Annotated in this window: 18 protein-coding genes and 1 CRISPR repeat array; of the genes, 10 read left to right on the forward strand and 8 right to left on the reverse strand. The window is 43.1% G+C overall.

Features of this window, described 5'->3' with window-relative positions; translation table 11 throughout:
* The first annotated feature begins 90 nt into the window (after nt 1-90).
* On the forward strand, nt 91-1,215 hold the full coding sequence (asd, locus tag C7Y69_RS20185) for an aspartate-semialdehyde dehydrogenase (protein WP_126873971.1): 1,125 nt from the start codon (nt 91-93) through the stop codon (nt 1,213-1,215).
* A gap of 229 nt (nt 1,216-1,444) precedes the next feature.
* Here the strand turns inward: asd and C7Y69_RS20190 are convergent, their stop codons facing one another.
* Nucleotides 1,445-1,801 carry a VOC family protein gene (locus C7Y69_RS20190; RefSeq protein WP_126873972.1) on the reverse strand — a complete coding sequence of 119 codons (357 nt, stop codon included), beginning with the start codon at nt 1,799-1,801 and terminating at the stop codon, nt 1,445-1,447.
* A 124-nt stretch (nt 1,802-1,925) separates the two neighbouring features.
* On the opposite strand from C7Y69_RS20190, the gene C7Y69_RS20195 reads away from it, so the two are divergent.
* Both C7Y69_RS20195 and C7Y69_RS20200 read left to right on the forward strand, forming a co-directional pair.
* Nucleotides 1,926-3,698: a hypothetical protein gene (locus C7Y69_RS20195; protein WP_126873973.1), complete on the forward strand. Its 1,773-nt coding sequence runs from the start codon at nt 1,926-1,928 to the stop codon at nt 3,696-3,698.
* Between the two features lie 49 nt (nt 3,699-3,747).
* Nucleotides 3,748-4,593 (forward strand): DUF6279 family lipoprotein, encoded by an 846-nt coding sequence (locus C7Y69_RS20200; protein ID WP_126873974.1) that lies wholly within the window; start codon nt 3,748-3,750, stop codon nt 4,591-4,593.
* A gap of 10 nt (nt 4,594-4,603) precedes the next feature.
* On the opposite strand, the gene C7Y69_RS20205 is transcribed toward C7Y69_RS20200, so the two are convergent.
* Entirely contained in the window at nt 4,604-5,659 is a 1,056-nt protein-coding gene (locus C7Y69_RS20205; protein ID WP_126873975.1) for a 2-dehydropantoate 2-reductase, read from the reverse strand.
* Nucleotides 5,660-5,729: 70 nt separating this feature from the next.
* On the reverse strand, nt 5,730-7,088 hold the full coding sequence (glpT, locus tag C7Y69_RS20210; protein ID WP_126873976.1) for a glycerol-3-phosphate transporter: 1,359 nt from the start codon (nt 7,086-7,088) through the stop codon (nt 5,730-5,732).
* A gap of 418 nt (nt 7,089-7,506) precedes the next feature.
* Between glpT and C7Y69_RS20215 the strand changes: the two genes are divergently transcribed.
* Nucleotides 7,507-10,035 (forward strand): ATP-binding protein, encoded by a 2,529-nt coding sequence (locus C7Y69_RS20215; protein WP_260563900.1) that lies wholly within the window; start codon nt 7,507-7,509, stop codon nt 10,033-10,035.
* 68 nt (nt 10,036-10,103) lie between these two features.
* Here C7Y69_RS20215 and C7Y69_RS20220 read toward each other — a convergent pair whose 3' ends face one another.
* On the reverse strand, nt 10,104-10,880 hold the full coding sequence (locus C7Y69_RS20220; protein ID WP_126873978.1) for a CmcJ/NvfI family oxidoreductase: 777 nt from the start codon (nt 10,878-10,880) through the stop codon (nt 10,104-10,106).
* A gap of 340 nt (nt 10,881-11,220) precedes the next feature.
* On the opposite strand from C7Y69_RS20220, the gene C7Y69_RS20225 reads away from it, so the two are divergent.
* The 3 genes from C7Y69_RS20225 (at nt 11,221) to C7Y69_RS20235 (ending at nt 14,967) form a co-directional block, all read left to right on the forward strand.
* Entirely contained in the window at nt 11,221-12,981 is a 1,761-nt protein-coding gene (locus tag C7Y69_RS20225) for a DUF6152 family protein (protein ID WP_126873979.1), read from the forward strand.
* An 11-nt stretch (nt 12,982-12,992) separates the two neighbouring features.
* Nucleotides 12,993-13,511 (forward strand): DUF6644 family protein, encoded by a 519-nt coding sequence (locus C7Y69_RS20230; protein WP_126873980.1) that lies wholly within the window; start codon nt 12,993-12,995, stop codon nt 13,509-13,511.
* A 340-nt stretch (nt 13,512-13,851) separates the two neighbouring features.
* Complete coding sequence (locus C7Y69_RS20235; protein WP_126873981.1) at nt 13,852-14,967, forward strand: cell division protein FtsZ; 1,116 nt, start codon at nt 13,852-13,854, stop codon at nt 14,965-14,967.
* Between the two features lie 53 nt (nt 14,968-15,020).
* Here the strand turns inward: C7Y69_RS20235 and C7Y69_RS20240 are convergent, their stop codons facing one another.
* Nucleotides 15,021-16,028: a helix-turn-helix transcriptional regulator gene (locus tag C7Y69_RS20240; protein WP_013784858.1), complete on the reverse strand. Its 1,008-nt coding sequence runs from the start codon at nt 16,026-16,028 to the stop codon at nt 15,021-15,023.
* 174 nt (nt 16,029-16,202) lie between these two features.
* Between C7Y69_RS20240 and C7Y69_RS20245 the strand changes: the two genes are divergently transcribed.
* Nucleotides 16,203-16,409 (forward strand): ParD-like family protein, encoded by a 207-nt coding sequence (locus tag C7Y69_RS20245; protein WP_013784859.1) that lies wholly within the window; start codon nt 16,203-16,205, stop codon nt 16,407-16,409.
* The gene (map, locus tag C7Y69_RS20250; RefSeq protein ID WP_126873982.1) at nt 16,402-17,172 is read left to right on the forward strand and encodes a type I methionyl aminopeptidase; all 771 of its coding nucleotides are present in this window, start codon (nt 16,402-16,404) and stop codon (nt 17,170-17,172) included. Before C7Y69_RS20245 ends, map begins: the two co-directional genes overlap by 8 nt.
* Before the next feature lie 4 nt (nt 17,173-17,176).
* Here the strand turns inward: map and C7Y69_RS20255 are convergent, their stop codons facing one another.
* On the reverse strand, nt 17,177-17,533 hold the full coding sequence (locus C7Y69_RS20255) for a HopJ type III effector protein (RefSeq protein WP_126873983.1): 357 nt from the start codon (nt 17,531-17,533) through the stop codon (nt 17,177-17,179).
* 112 nt (nt 17,534-17,645) lie between these two features.
* A complete protein-coding gene (locus C7Y69_RS20260) occupies nt 17,646-18,017 on the reverse strand; it encodes a GGDEF domain-containing protein (RefSeq protein WP_126873984.1) in 372 nt (123 codons plus the stop codon).
* A gap of 109 nt (nt 18,018-18,126) precedes the next feature.
* On the opposite strand from C7Y69_RS20260, the gene C7Y69_RS20265 reads away from it, so the two are divergent.
* On the forward strand, nt 18,127-19,830 hold the full coding sequence (locus C7Y69_RS20265; protein WP_126873985.1) for a protein adenylyltransferase SelO family protein: 1,704 nt from the start codon (nt 18,127-18,129) through the stop codon (nt 19,828-19,830).
* Nucleotides 19,831-19,908: 78 nt separating this feature from the next.
* On the opposite strand, the gene C7Y69_RS20270 is transcribed toward C7Y69_RS20265, so the two are convergent.
* Complete coding sequence (locus tag C7Y69_RS20270) at nt 19,909-20,289, reverse strand: glutathione S-transferase N-terminal domain-containing protein (RefSeq protein ID WP_013784864.1); 381 nt, start codon at nt 20,287-20,289, stop codon at nt 19,909-19,911.
* Nucleotides 20,290-20,772: 483 nt separating this feature from the next.
* Nucleotides 20,773-21,168: direct repeats of the CRISPR family, unit length 29 nt; unit sequence CGGTTCAGCCCCGTGGGTACGGGGAACAC.
* The last annotated feature ends 59 nt before the right edge of the window (nt 21,169-21,227 follow it).

A 21,227-nucleotide genomic window follows, 5' to 3' on the forward strand; every position in this document is an offset into this window, starting at 1 on the left:
TGAATATGCGACAGGTATAGGGTTGCCAGAGTGATATCACCGCTGGTTCAACATAAATACACAGTTTAGTTTTATAGGGTTCTCAAGTTAATGTCACAACAAAAAGTAGGTTTAGTGGGCTGGCGCGGTATGGTTGGCTCAGTGTTAATGCAGCGCATGCAAGAAGAGCAAGATTTCGCGCACATTGAACCCACATTTTTTACTACGTCTCAAAAAGGCCTTCCGGCGCCAGATTTTGCAGGTGCTAACGCTGGCGTACTAGAAGACGCATTCGATATTCAAGCGCTTGCGAAGCAAGATATTATCATTACCTGCCAAGGCGGTGATTACACCAAAGAAGTGTATTCTTCACTGCGCGACACCGGCTGGAATGGATACTGGATAGACGCAGCGTCAGCGCTTCGCATGGAAGACGATGCAGTCATTGTTTTAGATCCTGTAAACCGCAAAGAAATTGACGCTGGCGTTGAAAGCGGCATTCGCACTTTCGTAGGTGGAAACTGCACGGTATCGTTAATGTTGTTGGCACTAGGTGGCTTATTCGAAAAAGACTTGGTTGAGTGGGCTTCACCCATGACATACCAAGCTGCTTCTGGTTCTGGCGCTAAGCATATGCGCGAACTTATTAGCCAGATGGGTGCCATTCACACTAATGTAAAAGCAAATTTAGACAATCCAGCGTCTGCTATTTTAGACATCGATAAGCAAGTCGCTGAGTTTATCAGAAGCGATGATTACCCTTCTGAACAATTTGGCGTGCCGCTAGCAGGAAGCTTAATTCCTTACATTGATTCGCAGTTGCCATCTGGGCAAAGTCGTGAAGAATGGAAAGCGCAAGCTGAAGCCAACAAGATTATGGGTTTAACTGAGCAGCCTATTCCTATTGACGGCATTTGTGTGCGTGTAGGCGCTATGCGTTGTCATAGTCAGGCTATCACCATCAAATTAAAACAAGACTTGCAAGTTGAAGAGATTGAGCAAGTTCTTGCACAGCATAATGAGTGGGTGAAAGTGGTACCAAATGACCGTGATGACACCATGCAAGAACTCACGCCAGCGAAAGTGACCGGCACATTGTCTATTCCTGTAGGTCGAATTCGTAAATTGACCATGGGGCCTGAATATATTTCAGCCTTCACCGTGGGCGATCAACTGCTATGGGGTGCTGCCGAGCCGCTTAGAAGAATGCTGCGTATAGTTCTTGGTAAGGCTTAATAAATAATAGCGTAAACACCGCTAAAAATAAGTGACAGAGCCCAGCTTTTTCTAAGCTGGGCTTTTTTATACAGCGCTTTTTTATAAAGGGCTCTTTTATACAGATCATCTCTGGGCCAGCGTGAACATGCGCAGGCTTCTATTACTTTTCAGGCCACTACTCCTTTTCAGGCCACTACTCCTTTTCAGGCCACTACTCCTTTTCAGACCTCTATTCCTTTTCAGACCTCTATTCCTTTTCAGACCAAACCGCGAATTCATTGCCCCCAGGTTCTATAAAGTGAAATCGACAACCGCCTGGAAATTCAAAGATAGGCTTGTTCACATTGCCACCAGCTTTTTCTACCTTGCTTAAGGTTTGCCTAATGTCAGCGCTATAAAAAACTAATAACGCGCCGCCATTTGCTGTGGTGCTAGCGCGCTCAGCTTTAAAAAAGCCCCCGTCTAATCCTTGATTAGAAAATGCCGTGTATTCGGGGCCATAATCGGTAAACGCCCAACCAAATACAGTTTCGAAAAAGCGCTTAGTACTACTGATATCGAATGTACCGAACTCAACGTAGTTAAGCTTTTCGTGTGTTGCCATGATTTTTCCTCATCTATTCAGGTAGATATGGTGAATACTGTAGTGTTAGCGGCTAATATTCCGTATTATTAACACGTCAATGAATGTCATCTTCAATAATATAAAAGCCACATGGAAGTATTTAATGCAAGCTCCGGATTATTCAAACTACAGCCTTGCCGAACTTGAAGATGTGTTAGCCTACATCGACAAAGAGCAATACCCCTATAGAGTGTCTGCCGTGCTAAAGGAAATAGCCTTAAGACACCCCTTAACAAGTAAAACCGAAACGTCTCAGCATCAAGATAGTTCTCATCCTCAAAATACTGCCAATCACGACCCAGTATTGGCAGAAGATAGATACGATGACGAAGCATTGCATGCAAACTGGCTAATTCATTTTTGGAAAGGCCAAGTATCGTTACCTATCAGTTATTGGGTGGTTGGCATTTTAATAACACTTGGTGCACTTGCGCTAAGCTCATTTGTTGAACTTAAAATAGAAAGTGCATCATCGCGAGCTGAGCTTGGTATATACATGATGCTTTTGTACGTGGTGTTAACACCCGTGGTTATCTGGCAATCGGTTGGCATAATTCGCTCTGCCATCCGTCACCCTCATCGCGGTGGCTCTGCTGGTTGGGCAACAATGGCGATAATAATGACAGTAGTAGGAATGATAAATTTCACTGTAGATTTCTATCGGTCAGGGGTACCCATCATTACTGAAAGTATCTCTTTAATTGGCGCTGAATCCACCTATCCCCCTACCAAGTTTAGAGTTTTAAATAATGGCACCGAGCTAGAACTTTATGGCGGTATAGAAATTGGCTCCGAACTACTGCTGCTAGATGTACTGAAACAGAATGAAAACATAACAACAATACACTTACACAGTATTGGCGGAAGACTTATCGGCGCGACTCGTCTAGCTGCTGTAGTCAAAGAATATGGACTTAATACATTTGTGAAAACCTCGTGCTCTTCGGCATGCACTATTGTGTATTTAGCGGGAAAAGAAAGGCTATTGGGTGAAGACGGCGTGTTGCAGTTTCACGCTCCCGCATTAGGCGGCAAGTCTATGCATGACAACACAGAGTTAAGTTCCGCGTTTGACCAAGCGTATAAAGATGCCGATGTTCCAAATTGGTTTGCGAAAAAAATACGAAATACGCCGAATACTGAACTTTGGGCTCCTTCTCACAAAGAACTTTTACGAGCAGGTATTATCAGTAAAGTAGTGGACAGTAGCGCCTACGGGTTCAGTGGCTATGAAGACGAAAGCGAAATAAACACGCAAGCAGTAGAATCTGGTTTATTGACTCATGCCTACTTGGTTGCCATGAAAGACAAAGATCCAGATACCTACTATCGAATTGTCGCTATAAATGAAGAGGGTTTACGGGAAGGCGCTTCTATTAATGCTATTGCAACCCGAGCTCGAGCGGTGTTTGAAGCGAGGATTACGCATTATATCGCCCATGGTAGTGATGCTGACATCGTTGATTATTGGCATGTAATGATAAAACAAATGCAAGAACTTCAAGGGCAATATCCCCTTGCCTGCGCCGCATTTGTGTATCCCGAAGAGGTGCCACTAGAACACCATGCTGGGAATGAAGCTCAGCTATCGAGCGAAGTAAAGGCACTTGAGCTTGAGGTTATAGCAAAGCTTATTGCTCATCAGCAGGTAAGCCCCTCTTTGTATTCTGACGAGGAAAGTGATGACATCATCACGAATTTAGTTAAAGGCATGAAGGATAGCAGTAAGGCACATTTTGAGGTGGTAGCAGCACCTAAAGATTTTCTCGAGTCACCAGATATTATGTGTAGCGCTGCCATAGAAATTCAGCAGCGATTTATTGATTTTGAAATCCAAAATGCGGCTAAATTACTAAGAACTATTAGTGCTCAGTAATTAATTTATATATCAGTAGCTAATAGCTACATCGACAACGGATTTAAAGATGAAAAAGTTATGGCTTGTTCTTGGCTTCTTAGTACTGACAGGGTGCTCGTCTAAGCTTGCATACAATAACCTCGATTGGCTTATTTATTGGTACATGGACGATTATGTAGAGCTTAACGATTCACAAGAAGCTATTTTCGATATTAAGCTTGAAGGGTGGATTGATTGGCACAGAGAAGAACAATTGGCTTTATATTTGGCCCAACTAGAGCAGATAACCGAAGATATAAAACAAGATAAGTTAAACAAAGCTGTTATTGCCAATCATCTAAATCAGGCTAATGAGCACGTAATGACATTACGTTCGAAAATAGCGCCTGAGTTAGCAGAACTCGCTTCCCGCTTAAGTGACGACCAAGTTATTTATTTGTTTGCTGCAATTCAAAAAGAAAATAAAGAAGAGCAAGAAGAGCTTGATGAGTACGACTCAATGTCTGACAGCGAAAGGCTTGAAAAGTTAATTGAGAATTTCGAAGAAGGTTTTGAAGACAGTGTAGGTGACTTAACTGACGAGCAAAAAACGATGATAGCGAATGCCGCACCTCACTTCGCCCGTACCCGTGGAAACTGGCTTGAATACCGCATAACCATGCAGAATGAAGCGCGCCGACTGTTTGCAAGCAGACAAAATACAGAAGCCTTTCAACAAAAGCTAACCCACCTACTTACTCACCCTGATGACTACCGCACCGAAGAGTACCTAGCACGCAGAAAGGCTAACAGAGAAGCATATTTATCGTTGGCCGATGAGTTGGTAAAGACAATGACCGCTAAGCAGAAGTCACACTTGTTGAAAAAGCTCAACAAGATTATTGACGATATTAACGACCTTCAAGACGATTAAAAGCGATAGACTAGCTAGCAGCTATCGCTTGTTGTAGGGTGGCTGCAGTCAATCTTGGTGCCCCTTCTCTTGCGCTTTCAGCTGCTTTAATGAGTTTGACTATTGCGGTATTAGCGGGGGTACTCACTTGATGCGCTTCACCTAAAGCAACAATTTCGCCATTTAGGTAATCGACCTCTGTTTTTCTATTCAGCGCTAAGTCCTCATACATAGATGAACGTGCCTGAGGGTCAATTTTTAACGTTGCAGCAGCTACCTTTTTAAACAAAAAATTAGGCAATGACATAATATAAGGCATAAGTTTAGGAACGACCTTGCCTGTTTTAGCCGGTTCAATACCAGCCGTTTTCATTGCGACTAACGCTTCTTTTAGCACAACCGCCATTACTTTTCGGTATTCGTTGTCGTGCAATTGCTCAAGTAGTGGTTTGCCTGAAAGTGCATTAACGGCGTTATTTAAATTCATGAGCAGCTTACCCCACTGCACACTAGATAAATCCTTATACACCTGAACAGGCAAGTCGGCCATGTCAAACAGGCCGACTAAGTCTTCCGCTTTCCCGGCTTTATCTTCAATACACAAATTGCCTTCTGTACCGCAGTGAAAATGCCCGTCGCCCTGCCCTAGCACGTTAAAGGGAACCATGCCTTTCATGACGGTATAATTCGGTAAGCATTCTGATAGTACCTGTGCGTTTCTTACGCCGTTTTGAAAGCTGATAACAATCGGATTAGTTTTCTGTAGAAGGCTATTGCCATATTGCGCAATAAGCAACGCAGCCTCTTGAGTATCACCGCTTTTTACGCACACTAAAATGTAATCAGCATTCTCCATTACCTCGGCACTTTTAGTAAAATTAACGGCGTCCGGTTTAAGCTTTGTATTCCTACCCCGCCAATCGGTTAACGTTAAGCCGCTCTTCCCGATTTGTTCTTTTAGCCTTGCACGGCCAATTAAGGTGACATTCGCGCCAACAGACAGCAAACAGCCTCCTAAATAACATCCGATGCTCCCAGCGCCTAACATGACGATATTCGCTTTGTTTGCTGTCTTTATTTTGCTCATGCTATTACCCACTGCCAGATTTAAATACGTCTAAATACGGCAAGATTTCGCGTTAAATAAACGTCATCATTTAGTTAGCTGCAGACGCTTCTTTACTTTTCAAATGCGCAATTTCATGTTTAACCGTAAACCCGATTAACACAATGGCACAAATACACCCACCTGTGAGTAGTACGAATCCGCCATTCCAACCGAAGTAATCGACGGTAAAACCTAAGGCAATATTGGCGATAACGGCACCACCAAGATACCCAAACAGTCCCGTTAATCCGGCTGCCGTGCCAGCGGCTTTCTTTGGCACCAATTCTAGCGCGTATAAACCTATCAACATAACAGGCCCATAGATTAAAAAGCCAATAGCCATTAGCGCAGCCATATCTATGGATGGGTTTCCAGCAGGGTTAAACCAATATACAAGAACGGCGACTAATACGAGCACCATGTACAAAATAGCAGCGGGTGAACGACGGCCTTTAAACCATTTGTCGCTAATGTAACCGCATAACAGCGTACCTGGAATGCCCGCCCACTCATACAACAAGTACGCCCAAGAACTATGCTCGAATGAGAAGTCTTTTACTTCTGACAAGTACAGCGGCGCCCAATCTAAAACGCCATATCGAATGAGATACACAAACGCATTGGCAATAGCGATAAACCACAGGAGTTTGTTGTTCAATACGTAGGTAACAAATATTTCTTTAGCACTGAGTTCTTGCTCATGTTTTTCTTCATAATCGAGAGGATAGTCGTTGCGATGTTCTTCAATAGGTGGCAAACCACAACTTTGCGGTGTATCTCGTAAGGTTAAAAATACAAAACCGGCGATTAATGCAGCGAAGGCTGCGGGTACATAAAAAGCGCTACGCCAATCATTAAACCACGCCATTCCCAAGATAAATAAAGGGCCAATGAGTCCGCCGCCAACGTTATGCGCAATATTCCAAACCGAAACAACTTGTCCTCGTTCATTCCCCGAGTACCAATGTACGATAGTACGGCCACAGGCGGGCCACCCCATACCTTGCACCCAACCGTTAATAAAAAGCAGCAGAAAAATAATTGCTATGCTCTGGGTTGCCCATGGCACAAAACCAAAAATAAACATGACCAAGGAAGACAGTAATAGCCCTGTCATTAAAAAGTATCTGGGGTTGCTTCTATCAGAAACATTGCCCATTAAAAATTTACTTAACCCGTAGGCAATAGAGACTGCAGACAGCGCAAAACCTAACTCACCTTTTGTGAAGCCTTGCTCTTCAATTAAATAAGGCATGGCCAGTGAAAAGTTCTTTCTAACAAGGTAGTAACCCGCATAGCCGACAAAGATACTGAGGAATATCTGCCATCTAAGCTTTTTATAAACTGGATCTATTTCTTGTTCTTGTAACCGAGTTTTATGTGCTGCAGGCTTGAAAAAACCAATCATATAAAGCTTCCAACTATCTGGCGATGAACTATTTTTTGTGGTCGTATTCTGCTTTTAGAAAGTTAAGAAGACAAGCATATATGTTAATTATTCATCGGAAGCCCGATATTGCAGGTTCGGTGGTCATGCTACGTGGCGACTTGTGGGCTATCATGCCTTTGTTACGAAGATGACTTATTGTCATACTAGGCTAAGGGTTACCTAAAACGGCTTTTAAAAAGAACACGTAGAAATGCTTGAGCAAATATCAATAAAACTTAAAACATTAGACTAAAGGCTAAATTTCAAATGGCGCGGTGGATAATTATCCTAAATTCAAGACATAACGTGTTAAGTCTGCTAATTTGCAAAGACTGAATTTAGTTCGTTGATGTTAGTTCAAGCCTAGCAGTCACCTAACAAGACGTAAGAAAATACTGTGCTATCCATTACCCAATTTTCTCTTAGAGTTCTAACAATAGTTGGCCTTAGTATATTTAGCCATGTGGCGTATGCCAATGTATTGACTGAACTTGAGTCGTTGAATTCACGGGTTAAAACTGAAAGCCCCATGCCCATTGGCGAAGTGATATCGACGCTGGAAACACGATTACTCACCCCTGACTTCACCTCGTTTGAAAAAACTAAAATAGCCGTTAGCTACATTCAACTTAAGCTCAAATTACATCACACCGCCCCTGATGATGTGATGACTATTCTAGAATCTTTAGTCACTGAAACGGAAGATGGTTTAATCATTAAATTGGGGCTGGCCAGAATGGTAGGCATCAATGCTAATTATGACCGGTCATATCAGTTGTTCGGTGAAGTCATACAATCTCCTGCTGCCAGTTCTTCTGTTAAGGCTATAGCAATTGCGTATCTCATCCTTTCATACAATGAAGGGCAAGTTTTCGCATCAAGCGCTAACTTATTAAATACGCTTAACGAACTGGTTCATGAAAATAACCTCACTTATGCCACGGCCCTGTATCACTATATAGCTGCTGATTATTATCACTCGGTAAAGTCTTTTGATATTGCCTTTGAGTATTATGAGAAGTCGTTAGCAGAGTCAAAAGCCCTCAATGAATGGCCGCTTGTTAGTGACAACCTGTACGCCATAGGCATTTTATTTAGAAATATGGGCAACTTCGATAAAGCGATTACCTACTTTAAGCAAACCATTGAATCTGACAGAAAGATAGACATTAATTACGCAGAATACATCGCCTTATATGGAATGGCGTCTACTTATTTTCGAACTGACAATATTGAAGAAGCGTTGAAGCTGGCTGAAACGGTCACTTCTCACCCACTTACCACCTCTTTTTACGATAGCGAAATTTATAGATTAAAAGCGAAGGCGTTGATGGAACGGGGACGTTTAAGCGAAGCGAGAGTGGCCCTTGATAAATCTCGCAGCACCTATGACGACTACCGCGTGGGTGAAAAGACCACATGGCGGGCAGAACTTGAAAAGCTCGCCTCACAAATTAGCGCCAAAGAAGGTGATTTTGAAACGGCGTACAAGGAATACGAGGTTTACCATAACGAATACCTTGAAGCTAAAAAGTACGAAGATTTAGAGCTATTAGAGAGCGCAAATTTAGTTTACGAAATAGAGCAGCAAAAAGAAAAAACCACACTATTAGAAAAAGAAAACCGCGCTATTTCTGAACTGCTTGACGCTAGGGAAGCTGCTCAGCAAACGCAAAAGCTCTTCACCCGCTGGCTCGTGATTTTTATTGCATTAACCCTTGTCACCTTGGTTATTATTTTAATTTTGCTTAAAAAAGCACGCAAGACCAATGCACTTTATATATCAGCGAAGGAAAAAGCCGAACTTCACAGCAGGCTTAAAACAGAGTTCATTTCTAACATAAGCCACGAAATTAGAACCCCTTTGAACGCTATCATTGGTTTTGGGCAAGTACTGACTGACAAACTAGAAGATAAACAAACTAAAAAGCTCACCAGCCAAATTGTCAATTCATCTGAAATGCTTCTGCAACTTATTAATGACTTACTGGACTTCTCTAAAATTGAAGCGGGTAAGCTAGCGCTAGATTACGGACCGTATAACTTACGTCAAAGCATAAGAAAGCTACTTGATATATTCCACGCGCAAGCAAGCAACAAGGGATTAACGATTAAGCTAAATATCGATAAAGAGCTTCCTAAAGAGATGATTTTTGACGAACTTAGGCTTAAACAAGTACTTGCTAACTTGATTAGCAACGCCATTAAATTTTCAAGTGCTGGGGATATAGAAATAGGTATTAAGGTTAAACAGAAAGACAACACCCACTGCTTGTTCGACGTATGGGTTCAGGACAACGGCATCGGTATTAGTGAGTCTCAACAAGAAAACTTGTTTCAACCCTTCATTCAAGCTGAAAGCTCAACGGCACGAAAGTATGGAGGCTCAGGCCTAGGCTTAAATATTTGCAATAAATTATTAGAGCAAATGAGCTCTAAACTTCACGTTGTTAGCGCCATTGGACAAGGTTCACGCTTTTACTTTACTTTGGAATTTTGTCATTCAATAGGTGAAGAATACATTCAGAACCCAGAAGCCGAACAACTCATTACCCAGTTCCAAAAAACACGCGTGCTATTGGCCGAAGACAATGACATAAACGTTGAAGTTATAATGGCAATGCTAAACGCCACAAATCTACAAATAATTCGTGCTGCTAACGGAAACGACGCTATTTACACGTTATCTCAACAATCATTTGATATTATTTTGATGGATATTCAAATGCCAGAAATGGATGGGTACGAGGCCACTCGGGTCATACGCCATCAAATGAACGGTACCTTACCTATTATTGCGTTAACAGCAAATGCTATGCAGCAAGATATTGACGCCTGTTTAAATGCAGGCATGAACGACCATGTCAGCAAGCCTATTCGAAAAGAAAAGCTGCTTGAAGTGTTGAATAAATACCTCAACCCTTAAAAAGGTATTCACCTCTATTTATATACCACCCACAATTTCTGAAGTGCGCTCTGTACCATGTTAAAAGACTAATACCGAACAAGGGTTCTCGTTTCAATACTCTTTCGTGGTTTCGTCACAGCAGTATCGCCTTCCATATCGAGTGCGCTATGCGCCAAATGTGGCCTTCCACGGTTATCATAGATATTAAATATAATCGCTTCTTCGGGTGTCATATCAGATTGATAGAACCATTCGTGGGTTCTATTTTCCGCTACCCCTAATATTTGACCTTTGCGATCGGGGTATTCCAATTCGATGTTCATCCAGTCATCTTCTTGCATCGAGCGTGGGCAGATAAACCCTAAAGGGGATGAAGGTATCGTGTATTCCACTGGGCGCCATACATTAACAAACCCAAAATGCCCTTGCTGAAACTCTTGCGCTTTTTGGGCACCTAAAATATCCAACAAACGCTTTTCTACCCCACCTTCACTATAGTCATTGTGAACGTTGCGGGCAGGTCTTCGTGTTGCATTTGGGTCGTCGATTCGTACTGTGTGGTCGAATACAATGACTTCTTTTGCTTTTATCTGTTGCTGCAGAATGGCAGTAAGCTCACTTTCATAGTCACTCGCCCACGCTTCAGACTCATCGAACCCATGTACCTTTGTTGGTGCGTTTATAAAAGTGATCCCATCTTTATTGAAATTCACTGAATAGTTTTTTTTTCGTATATCAGTAACCGGCACTTTGACTGAAATTAATTCAGGCGAAATCAAATTCCCAACAACGCCATTAACATCGAAATGAAATGCCTGAACTTCGTTACTTTTCACATGATAGTTTACTGTGGCTATAGCCATATAAAGCACTCCTTAAAAAATGGTATAGGTTTCCCCGATGCGAGGGAATATAGTTTTTTAAGGACAAGAGATAAATGGGATACAGGTATAAACAGAATTTTGAAAATGAAGATAATAGTCAATCACAATGGCTGATAAATCATTTGTGATGACAGCAACCGCTTTGAGGCCGAGCTTTTGAAAGTATTTAACCAGTCTTTACATTTCGTCAATGGCGAGCGTTGCGAGTTTACTTTATGATCTTTACATTACTAGCATCACTGCTTTTTTCATTGATACTCAGTAGGCGAGGAACGGCTCGCATTATTTACATTTTTTAAGTGGGAAGGAATCAACACCAATGTGGAATCTACGATGCCTATGTGTACTTGTAGCGCTTATTTTACCGAATGTGGCCTTCGCCCATCATGGAAGTAGCGGTCAATTTGAAACGAATAAAACGATTGAGTTGTCTGGCGAGATTACTCGAGTACGGTTAGTTAACCCGCATGCCTATGTGTATTTCGATGTTACGAACGAAGATGGCAGCGTAACAAATATGCGTTGTGAGCTACAGTCAGGCTCGTTACTCAAACGTAGAGGATGGAACACAGAGCAATTCAAAGCAGGCAGTGCTATCACCATTTTAGGCTCTCCAGATAGAAACGACCCCACTACATGTTATATGCAGCAAATTACTTTCGAAAATGGCGTAACCGCTAACCGAAATAGTGTGTTTGATGATAACGGGAGCCTTGTTAACGGCGCAAGTACCGCATCAGCTGTTGACAGTGACGTTACCGTTGAACGCGAAACTATTCGCGCTGATGGAAGACCAAATCTAGCAGGAAATTGGGCAATGGTGCGCAAAGAAGGTAGCAGACCTGGCGGTGGCGGCGCTTTTGCACAGTTAACTGATGCAGGTGCTTTGGCGGTAGAAGGGGCGACTCAAGATGAAAACCCTAGATACCAATGTGAACCGACTAATATCATCATGGATTGGTGGTTCGATCTTATGGTTAATAAAATTGAACAGTCCAGCACACAGATAAACCTAACTTACGGATTTATGAGTCTGACACGTACCATTTATTTAGATGGTACTAAGATGCCCGAAGACTATGAGCCCAATCGAGCAGGATTTTCGACCGGTATATGGGAAGGAAATACCTTAGTGGTAACCACCACTGGCTTTGACGAAGGATGGTTAATGGCGCCCATGGGCGGAGGTCCTGGAGGAAAGCCTGACGATGCTAGCACTGGGGCTAGTATGGGGAGCCCTCAAGGCAACAATCGTCCTCCTCGCCCTGAAGGCGAACCAGATGGTAGGAATGGCCCACCAGCAGGCCCAAGAGGCAATGGCGGTCCACCGTCACCGGCTAAAAACAGCCGTGAGATGGTGATTGTAGAGCGCTTCTCACTAAACGAAGATGGCACGGTCTTAAAACGTGAATATACCATTACCGATCCGCTTTACCTTAAAGCACCTATGACAGGTTCAGATGAAGTCACCTTCACACAAGACAGCTATCAGCCTTATGACTGTGACGACCTTACTGCCGAACGAGGCTCAGGTAATCTTGAGCCTAGCGCCACAACACTCGACAACAAAACTGCAGGAAATGACAATTTAAAAGACGACAACGCAGCCCGTCAATCAGCCATGGGTACGCTGTACAAGCTTGAAGACTCAAAGGTAGGTCAAACCATATCAAATACCGAATGGGGCTACCCTATCGTGCTGTCCTTACATGCAATAGGCATGGCTACCATGGTGGGCATAGCATTAATGCTAACCCTTCGGGTGCTTGGCTTCGCTTCAGTTATTCCGGTTACTGCAATGGCAAACTATTGGAGAGTGGCTTTAGTTGGGTTTGGCATTAATTTAGTTTCAGGTGTGGCGCTATTTTGTGGAAATGCATCAGAGCTTTATTTTAATTGGGCATTTCGGATTAAAATTCTGTTGGTTGTTGCAGGCCTTGTGCTGACATGGCGGTTAGTCATTATTTGTATTAAACAAACTGACAGCGTGTCGACGAAGCATAAAAAACTTGCTGCCGTTGCCATGGTCAGTTGGGTGGCCGCAATTATTGCTGGCCGATTAATTGGCTACATGTCTTAAGGAGGTTACCTATGAATTCATTACTTTCGTGGGTTATCGATACCCTTAATGCTAGCCCTATCAGCAGTTTTGTTATGGACAATGCCGTCGTATTTCCAGCATTAGAAATGTCACATTTTTTAGGGCTGTGTTTGCTTTTTGGCTCGCTGCTGGTAGTTGATTTAAGAATGGTAGGCTTTGCTAAGGCTGTGCCCATCAAGCAGGTTGACGTATTCTTACGTTGGGCGTTGATTGGTTTCGCCATCAATGTGGTTTCGGGCTTACTCTTTGTTGTAGGCGATGCCGATAGGTATCTTGTGAATATTGCGTTTTGGGCCAAAATGGGATGCATAATATTGGCGGGGCTTAACACGCTTTATTTTGTAATACGTGTTAAGCCGCAAATGGCTACTATGCCCATGTCTGCACGTGCGTTGAATACCCCGGCGCAACTAGATAAAAATGCGCAGGTGGTAGCTTGGATATCACTATTCTTGTGGACTAGCGTTATTATTTTAGGGCGCTTTATTCCTTACGTGGAAACCCCGTAATTGACTAGGCTTGTGTGTGCACGAGCTCCAATGCCATCGGCTCTTGTGCTACAGGCTTTCACACTAATCCGCTCGGGCCCGCAGATTCGCGGGTTTGAGGCTATAGCCTTTTTATCCGCTTTTCTTAGGGTAACAGTAAGCGGCTATTGGAAAGAACACAAAGAGATGTTTCGTGCGATAGATGGCAAAGTGATAACTAAAGTGCCTTTTTGAGATTTAGGTTCTTTTTTTACTAAAATAACTGTGCTCTTTTACTGAGGTAAACGCTGGGTGCGTCAGTTTTTACCGCATTAATACATCATCCTAAGTACTCTTCTTTGGTCAAGTTTCGGTGGTGGTTATGTGGGAAAAAGACGCAACAAAAATAAATATTCACGTTATTGGTGTAGGTGGGTGTGGAGGTAACGCAATTAGCAATATGTCTTCCGCTTCAGCGCACAGCACCATTAGGTTTAGCTCGATTAATACCGATATTTCTGCGCTAAACCAGTGTCAAAACCTTTCACATAAACAATCTCAAGAACATTCAACAAAGCATGAAGTTGTGTTGATTGGCGAGCACACCACAAAAGGTTTCGGCGCAGGCGCCAACCCTGACGTGGCTAAACATGCCGCCGAACATAGTATTGAGTTATTAAAAGCCCTGATCGCCGACGACACCCTCATTATAGTGATAGCAGGGCTTGGAGGAGGAACCGGCAGCGGTGCCACTTCAGTGTTGTTAGATTTAGCATCAGAAATGGGAATAGATGCCCTTTGCTTTGTTACCCTGCCCTTTAAATCTGAAGGGGATAAACGCAAAGAAATAGCCTATCACGCCCTTGAAGAAATTAAGCGCAAAGCCAACGCGACCCTGGTGCTTTCAAACGATGCACTTATCACCGCGCTTGATGCAACCGTGGGCATTATTAGCGCCTTCCGGCATTGTGACACGCAAATGCAGCGAATTGTTGAATCCATCATTACTATGCTAACCAGCACGGGTTACATCAATGTTGATATCAACGATTTCAGCCATATTCTATCACTTGAAGGTGATACCGCCTTAGGCGTTGGCGTGGCGCACAGTGATGAAACACTTTGTGATGCACTAACGCATGCTTTGAAGAACCCTTTAGTACAAACCAACCATATTAAAGGCACGCAAGGTGTAATAGTTCAGCTATCTTGTCAACAAGAGCCCAGCCTTGCAATGTACGAAAGTATGCTGGCTGAGCTACAAACCTTGATAGACAGCTCTCGAGCATTGATTATTAGTGGCGTAACTATCTCGGAAGAACTTCCCCACTTTGCTGAGGTGTTGGTTATTGCGACAGGCATTCCACCTGATGCGCAAAGCGAACCTTCTTCTGAAAAGATAGTAGAGATGAAGCGACCAAGACTATCTCAACCCTATAATGGTAAAAGCGAGTATCTAGATACCCCGACTTTCGTGAGGCTAAAAGGAAAAGGCTAGAGAATAACGCTTCGCCAGCCCGAATAATCAACGCTAAAACGCGCGTTGTTATATTAATTGCAGTAAGTCTGGTAGAGGCTTTCCGACAAGCCTGTAAAGTAACGTCTAAGCGATAAGGGCTCAAGAACTTCAATATTACTTCCTAGCCCTCTTAAAAATGCGCGAAGCTTACTGTCGTCGGTAACCGTTGCCGTCAATAGTGACTTTCCGGCAATCGTTGAGCTGCAGATGTTTTGATCTTCAGCCAGCTTATAGCCGTGTAATAGGAAGAAAGAATTGTCGTTGATAAGCAGTTTCAATTCCGCTTTTTCTTGCGTTGACACCAACTCAGCTCGGAGGCTTTTGTGATAGTCATTGCTTTGCTGGCAATCACTCTTTGTCACCTCAACATTTCGAATAAAATTTATCGGTAAGGAATATCGTCTGGTATGCAAAGATCCAAAAGTACATATAAATATTAGACGACCATTTTGCTGTATTAACCCCATTGGGTTCACTTTATCATAATGCTTCCATACTGCTTTTTTTGCGCGCTTGAAAAGCCTTTTTATATCTGCATTCACCTGTTTTTTGTAATACAAAGCGTTTTTTAAACGCTCTAACGTAACCGGGTCGATATCAGGTGGCACCAAAGGTTGTGACACTTGCACATTACTCACCGACTTTGACCAATGCTGCAAAAGCGAGTCGTTATCATGAGCTAGTATTTGCTCGGCCTTATTGAAGTAAGGCTGTAGTTCTTTCAATGTAGTATTCGGAAGGGTTTCACTAGATTGCTCGAGTACATTGAACGCAAGGGCGGTATTGCCATCCATCAAGCTTAAGTTTAATTTCTTGAAACAGGCATTAATATTCCAGCCAAAGGGTTTTGAGCGTTTATCCACTTCAAGGCCAAACAAGCCTATTTGCTCAAGGCTTTTTAAATCTCGCTGCACAGTACGCATATCAATATTGGCGTGACCACTGTTTTGCAAGTTATCTAAAATCTGCCGACTCGACACTTTACGAGGTGCGCGGGGTATAAATTGTAGAATGTCTAACTTTCGCTGGAATGCGTTCACAAGTATCGACCTGTTATTGGAATTGCCTATTAGCATAAATAACACATGCGACAAAAAGTGTCGCATGGGTTTTGTTAACGTCTGCTGCTATTAAGTTCACGAATCAAGCATTAGACAAGATACATGTTTTAGTACATTATGTAGCAAAACATATATTTCTAAATTGGGTTTATTATGGGAATTGTTAAGATATCTGATGCATTGCATGAAGAGGTGCGTAAAACCAGCGCAGTGATGGAACGTTCTATTAATTCGCAAGCAGAATTTTGGATGAAAGTCGGCCGGCTAGCAGAGCAAAATCCCAAATTATCTTATGAACAAATCATTGATTTAGAGATGCGCTCTCAAAACGTATCTTCAGTAAGGTTGGTTAGTGAATAGCCTTATAAAATCAGCCAGTGAAATTGCACTAATGCGTGAATCAGGCAAATTACTGGCAAAGGTTTTCAACGAGCTAGATAGCTTTATGGCTCCTGGCATTACCACCCTTGAAATTGATAGCTTTGTAGAACGGTTTATTGTTGATTGCCTTAAAGCAAGACCCGCAAGTAAAGGGCAATATGGGTATCAATTTGTACTCAATAGTTCTGTGAATGACGTGGTTTGCCATGGTGTTCCTTCTGCAGCTAAAAAGCTTAAGAATGGTGATATCGTCAACATAGACATCACCCTAGAAAAAAATGGCTATATTGCAGATAGCAGCAAAATGTACGCAATTGGTACAGTTTCACCTATTGCGAAAAAGTTAATTGATGTGACTTATGAAGCGATGTACAAAGGCATAGAGACCGTTAAACACGGCTCGACAATTGGTGACATTGGTGCCGCTATTCAAGAGCATGCGCAGAAACATGGGTACAGTGTTGTTCGCGATTATTGTGGCCATGGCATTGGCAAAGAAATGCATGAAGAGCCAGAAATAGTCCACGTGGGTAGCGCGGGAACTGGGCTTAAATTGGAAGCAGGCATGACCTTCACAATAGAGCCCATGATTAACCAAGGCACGTATAAAACAAAGCTTAAAAAAGACGGTTGGACCGTGGTTACACGAGATAAGAAACTATCTGCTCAGTGGGAACACACGGTATTGGTAACGGCGACAGGCGCAGAAGTACTAACATTAAGAGATTCTGAGCCTAGATAAGAATCTAGCTTTTAACGGATAGCGGAAAAGCCTCAAAACTCACGCCTTCATGCCCTGTCTGCATAAAATTGCGAATATTTGCGTGGTCATCACCATCAGGATTTTTTAAAACGTCATCACGATAGAAGCCACCAAACAGTGCTAATGTCTGTGCTTGGTTAAGTTGAAGATGCTGGCCTAACGCGAGTAATTTGCAAGAACCATTGTTTTGGTTAGCTTCATTAGTTACTTCACCATTGGTAAAGGCCGTTGGCGTGAATGTGAATGCATTATCGATAAAGGCTGTTACATCTCCAAACTCAATGCTTTCAGGAGATTCAATTAAGTGCTTTTTTAAAGCATCGACATTGTCGTAATTCATATAAAATTTCCGTTACGGGTCTTAAAAAACGGAAGTGTAAAATCGTATGTGTAGGGTTGCAAGCAGGTTTACATGCATCTGGGTCTTATTGAACGAATAGGTTGTGCAACAGTTAATCACCAAGTACCACTTGATTGCGGCCCATCTGTTTGGCTTTTAGCAAGGCTTTATCGGCTCTGCCGATGATAGATTCTGCTTTGCTGTCGGTTGGTACTAGGTTAGCTACGCCTAAACTAACCGTAACGTTAGATACCTGTGATGAGTTTTCTAAGCCAATTTCTAGCTTGCTCACAGCTGCTCTAACCCGCTCAGCAATGGTCAGGGCTTGTTCACCTGAAGTGCCTGGCAAAATAGCAATAAACTCCTCGCCGCCAAAACGCCCTGGAGTATCATAATCCCGCAAGGTCACTTTAATGGTGTCGGCAATCGTTTTGAGAACCGTATCACCGACTAAGTGACCATAATTGTGACATGAATCGGCTATCTAAATTTACCACTATGAGCTGCAACTTCAAATACTCACCACAGTGTAAAGTAACGAGATGGATATGTAGTACAATGCCCTCTAAATCAAACGTGTTAAAGAGGCGCCAATGTTAGACGATCAAGAAAATAAAACTGAACAGCCAATTCAAACTGTTAGCGACCTTGCAAAATACGTTGATTATTCATTTTTAAATAGTCTGGTTGTGGATCCGCACGCTAAAGAAGATGGTAATGAGCATAACCCAAGGCAGGTATTCTCTGGCCATTATGTACCGGTAACGCCCACCCCTATTGAAAACCCTATCTACGTTGCTCATAGCCAAACGTTCTTTGAAGAATTAGGCTTTGATAACAGTCTTGCCCACACGCCTGAATTTATGCGTTTGTTTGCTGGTGACATGACTTCCCTACCCGCCGAGTTACGACCCTATGGCTGGGCTACCGGCTATGCCTTGTCAATTTATGGCACCGAATATATTCAGCAATGCCCATTTTCAACGGGCAATGGATATGGAGATGGCCGAGCCCTTTCAGTACTGGAAATTGTTACTAATGGAAAGCGCTTTGAAATGCAGTTAAAGGGCGCAGGAAGAACACCATACTGCCGGGGCGCAGACGGCAGAGCAGTATTGCGCTCGAGTGTTCGAGAGTTTTTAGTACAAGAGCATATGCACGCATTGGGTGTTCCTACGTCGCGTTCTCTCAGTTTATTTATGTCTCAGTCTGAAACTGTCGACAGACCTTGGTATTTAGAGGGCTCAAACTCTCAAGACCCAGAAGTCATGGTGCCAAACCTTGTGGCCATCTCAACCCGCGTTGCCCCTTCATTTATTCGCGTGGGCCAGCTAGAACTTTTTGGAAGACGAGCAAGAAGCAACCAACACCCTACGGCTTTAAAAGAGCTTCAGCTTCTAGCAGCACATTTGATTGAACGTGAATATAAAAATGATATCGATACAGCCCAATCCTTTGAAGCTCAGCTTGTTGCCCTTGCTGCCGCGTTTCAAGACCGACTCACATCCCTTGTGGCGCATTGGATTCGAGTAGGTTATTGCCAAGGAAACTTCAATAGCGACAACTGCGCGGCTGGAGGATATACACTTGATTACGGACCCTTTGGGTTTTGTGAGTTATTCGACCCAGCTTACCAACCATGGACTGGTGGAGGTCGTCACTTCTCGTTTTTAAACCAGCCTGTAGCGGCAGAAAAAAACTTTGATATGTTTTGTCGCGCTGTGGAGCCCTTGCTCATCAATGCACCAACTGAACTAGAAGCATTACGTGATGTGAACAGCAACTTTGCCACGGTCATGCAAGAAAAGATGGACAACATGTGGGCCGCAAAACTCGGGCTTAACGCTTACGATAATGAGCTGCTGCTTCAACTATTACACTTAATGATGCGCACTGGTGTGGACTATAACCACTTTTTTAGAGAGTTATCTAACCTTCCTAAGGATGTTGAAGCACTAAAAACAAGTTTTTATGCTGAGCTTAAAGAAAGCATGAGTTTTGAATGGAATGAGTGGCTAAAAAGTTGGCGAACTCAACTTGAAAAGTCGGGTGATATTAATGATATTTCAAAAAAGATGAAGCTTACTAACCCTAAGTTTACATGGCGTGAATGGTTAGTTGTACCGGCGTATAAAGACGCACAAGTTGGCAATTTTGATCGTATTCACGCACTGCAAGACGTGCTGACTAAACCCTACGAAGAACAATCAGAGCAAACACAAAGCGGTTATTACCGTTTGCGCCCGCGAGAATATTTTAATGCTGGAGGTATTTCACACTACAGCTGTTCTTCGTAGAGGGTTAGCCCTTTTAGCAGGGCTAGCCGTTACAGTGAAGCTAGGAACTTTAACAATAACTTCAACTATAATAATCAGTTACTTTGCTTCAACAAAGCGTGTTTCTAAATAGCCGATAATCGCTTTAGAGTCGTATAGCCACTCAACGCCATCGTTATTTTCAATTCGAAGACATGGCGTTTGAATTTTTCCGCCGCCTTGTAACAGCTCTTCTCTGTAAGGCGAACCTTCTGATACATTTCGCTTTTGAATAGGCAGATTATATTTGTACATTGCGCGGCGAGTTTTAATGCAAAAAGGGCAACCAAAGAACTGGTATAAAGCCAAATTTTGGCTTTCCTCTGCCACTTGCACTTGTTGTTCTGGCGAACGTTTTAGTTTAGTGCCCCGGGTTATTACATCGACAAATGCAATGATAGCCCCAAGTAAGTTGCGAATAAGGGTTATAAAGAATTTCATTTTACGGCTCTACTAACGAATGATGAAATAAAAAACGCGATTGTACTACTTGGTGCCGCGCTTTGATAATTAAGATCATGAAATTTATTCATGTAGTGGTTGTGTCATCTGCTCATTGAAGAGGCTTTAAATTTTGGTACTTCAATAAGCTGAGTTTTAAAATTTTTATGCATGCATGGTTTATGCTTTTACACATTTTGCATTAAACACAAAAAAGCCCCGTTCTTCGCAAAGAAACGGGGCTTTTTCTATTTGGCGGAGAGAGAGGGATTCTCCTCCACAAAACTGAAGCCTACAGAACTCGTGGTCTGTGAGTAAGTATGCATTCAATGTGACAGAGTAATGTGACAGAGTCAATTGTTATGTTTTGATGGTTTTGGTCGGTAACCTTTTACTATCATAACCGTCAAAGAAATTCACACCGATGATTAGAAGTTTACGTTTCACTTTGCAAGTTATACGACGTAAAACCACGTTTAAGGGCGATTCAGCCCCGTGGGTACGGGGAACACACATGCGTCCACTCAGGCTCACTCTTAGCAGCCGGTTCAGCCCCGTGGGTACGGGGAACACGTAAGCATAATCTGGTCACGTTGTCCAGAACTCGGTTCAGCCCCGTGGGTACGGGGAACACCTTTATTTCTTCAGCGCCCACGGTTTTATTGCCGGTTCAGCCCCGTGGGTACGGGGAACACGGGAGCCGATGGCTACTACCCCAAAGCGGATAGCGGTTCAGCCCCGTGGGTACGGGGAACACTAAGTCGTCTAGCGTGGGGTAAGTTTTTAGCACGGTTCAGCCCCGCGGGTACGGGGAACACCCCCAGCAAGCGCAACACTTGCCTCTCTACGCCGGATAAGCCCCGTGGGCACGGGGAACACATATGCTACTAGTGGGCTTTTCGTGTCATCGTCGGCTCCCCCCCGTTGGTTACTGGCAA

It is taken from the genome of Alteromonas sp. KS69, from assembly GCF_003989595.1.
Taxonomy (GTDB): domain Bacteria; phylum Pseudomonadota; class Gammaproteobacteria; order Enterobacterales; family Alteromonadaceae; genus Alteromonas; species Alteromonas naphthalenivorans.

Coding starts and splice junctions, on each gene's coding strand:
- C7Y69_RS20255 (WP_126873983.1), bottom strand. CDS start 17,533: ATGAATTACGACAATGTCGATGCTTTAAAAAAGCACTTAATTGAATCT.
- C7Y69_RS20190 (WP_126873972.1), bottom strand. CDS start 1,801: ATGGCAACACACGAAAAGCTTAACTACGTTGAGTTCGGTACATTCGAT.
- C7Y69_RS20265 (WP_126873985.1), top strand. CDS start 18,127: ATGTTAGACGATCAAGAAAATAAAACTGAACAGCCAATTCAAACTGTT.
- C7Y69_RS20195 (WP_126873973.1), top strand. CDS start 1,926: ATGCAAGCTCCGGATTATTCAAACTACAGCCTTGCCGAACTTGAAGAT.
- C7Y69_RS20200 (WP_126873974.1), top strand. CDS start 3,748: ATGAAAAAGTTATGGCTTGTTCTTGGCTTCTTAGTACTGACAGGGTGC.
- C7Y69_RS20225 (WP_126873979.1), top strand. CDS start 11,221: ATGTGGAATCTACGATGCCTATGTGTACTTGTAGCGCTTATTTTACCG.
- C7Y69_RS20205 (WP_126873975.1), bottom strand. CDS start 5,659: ATGAGCAAAATAAAGACAGCAAACAAAGCGAATATCGTCATGTTAGGC.
- C7Y69_RS20245 (WP_013784859.1), top strand. CDS start 16,203: ATGGGAATTGTTAAGATATCTGATGCATTGCATGAAGAGGTGCGTAAA.
- C7Y69_RS20230 (WP_126873980.1), top strand. CDS start 12,993: ATGAATTCATTACTTTCGTGGGTTATCGATACCCTTAATGCTAGCCCT.
- asd (WP_126873971.1), top strand. CDS start 91: ATGTCACAACAAAAAGTAGGTTTAGTGGGCTGGCGCGGTATGGTTGGC.
- C7Y69_RS20235 (WP_126873981.1), top strand. CDS start 13,852: ATGTGGGAAAAAGACGCAACAAAAATAAATATTCACGTTATTGGTGTA.
- glpT (WP_126873976.1), bottom strand. CDS start 7,088: ATGATTGGTTTTTTCAAGCCTGCAGCACATAAAACTCGGTTACAAGAA.
- C7Y69_RS20270 (WP_013784864.1), bottom strand. CDS start 20,289: ATGAAATTCTTTATAACCCTTATTCGCAACTTACTTGGGGCTATCATT.
- C7Y69_RS20220 (WP_126873978.1), bottom strand. CDS start 10,880: ATGGCTATAGCCACAGTAAACTATCATGTGAAAAGTAACGAAGTTCAG.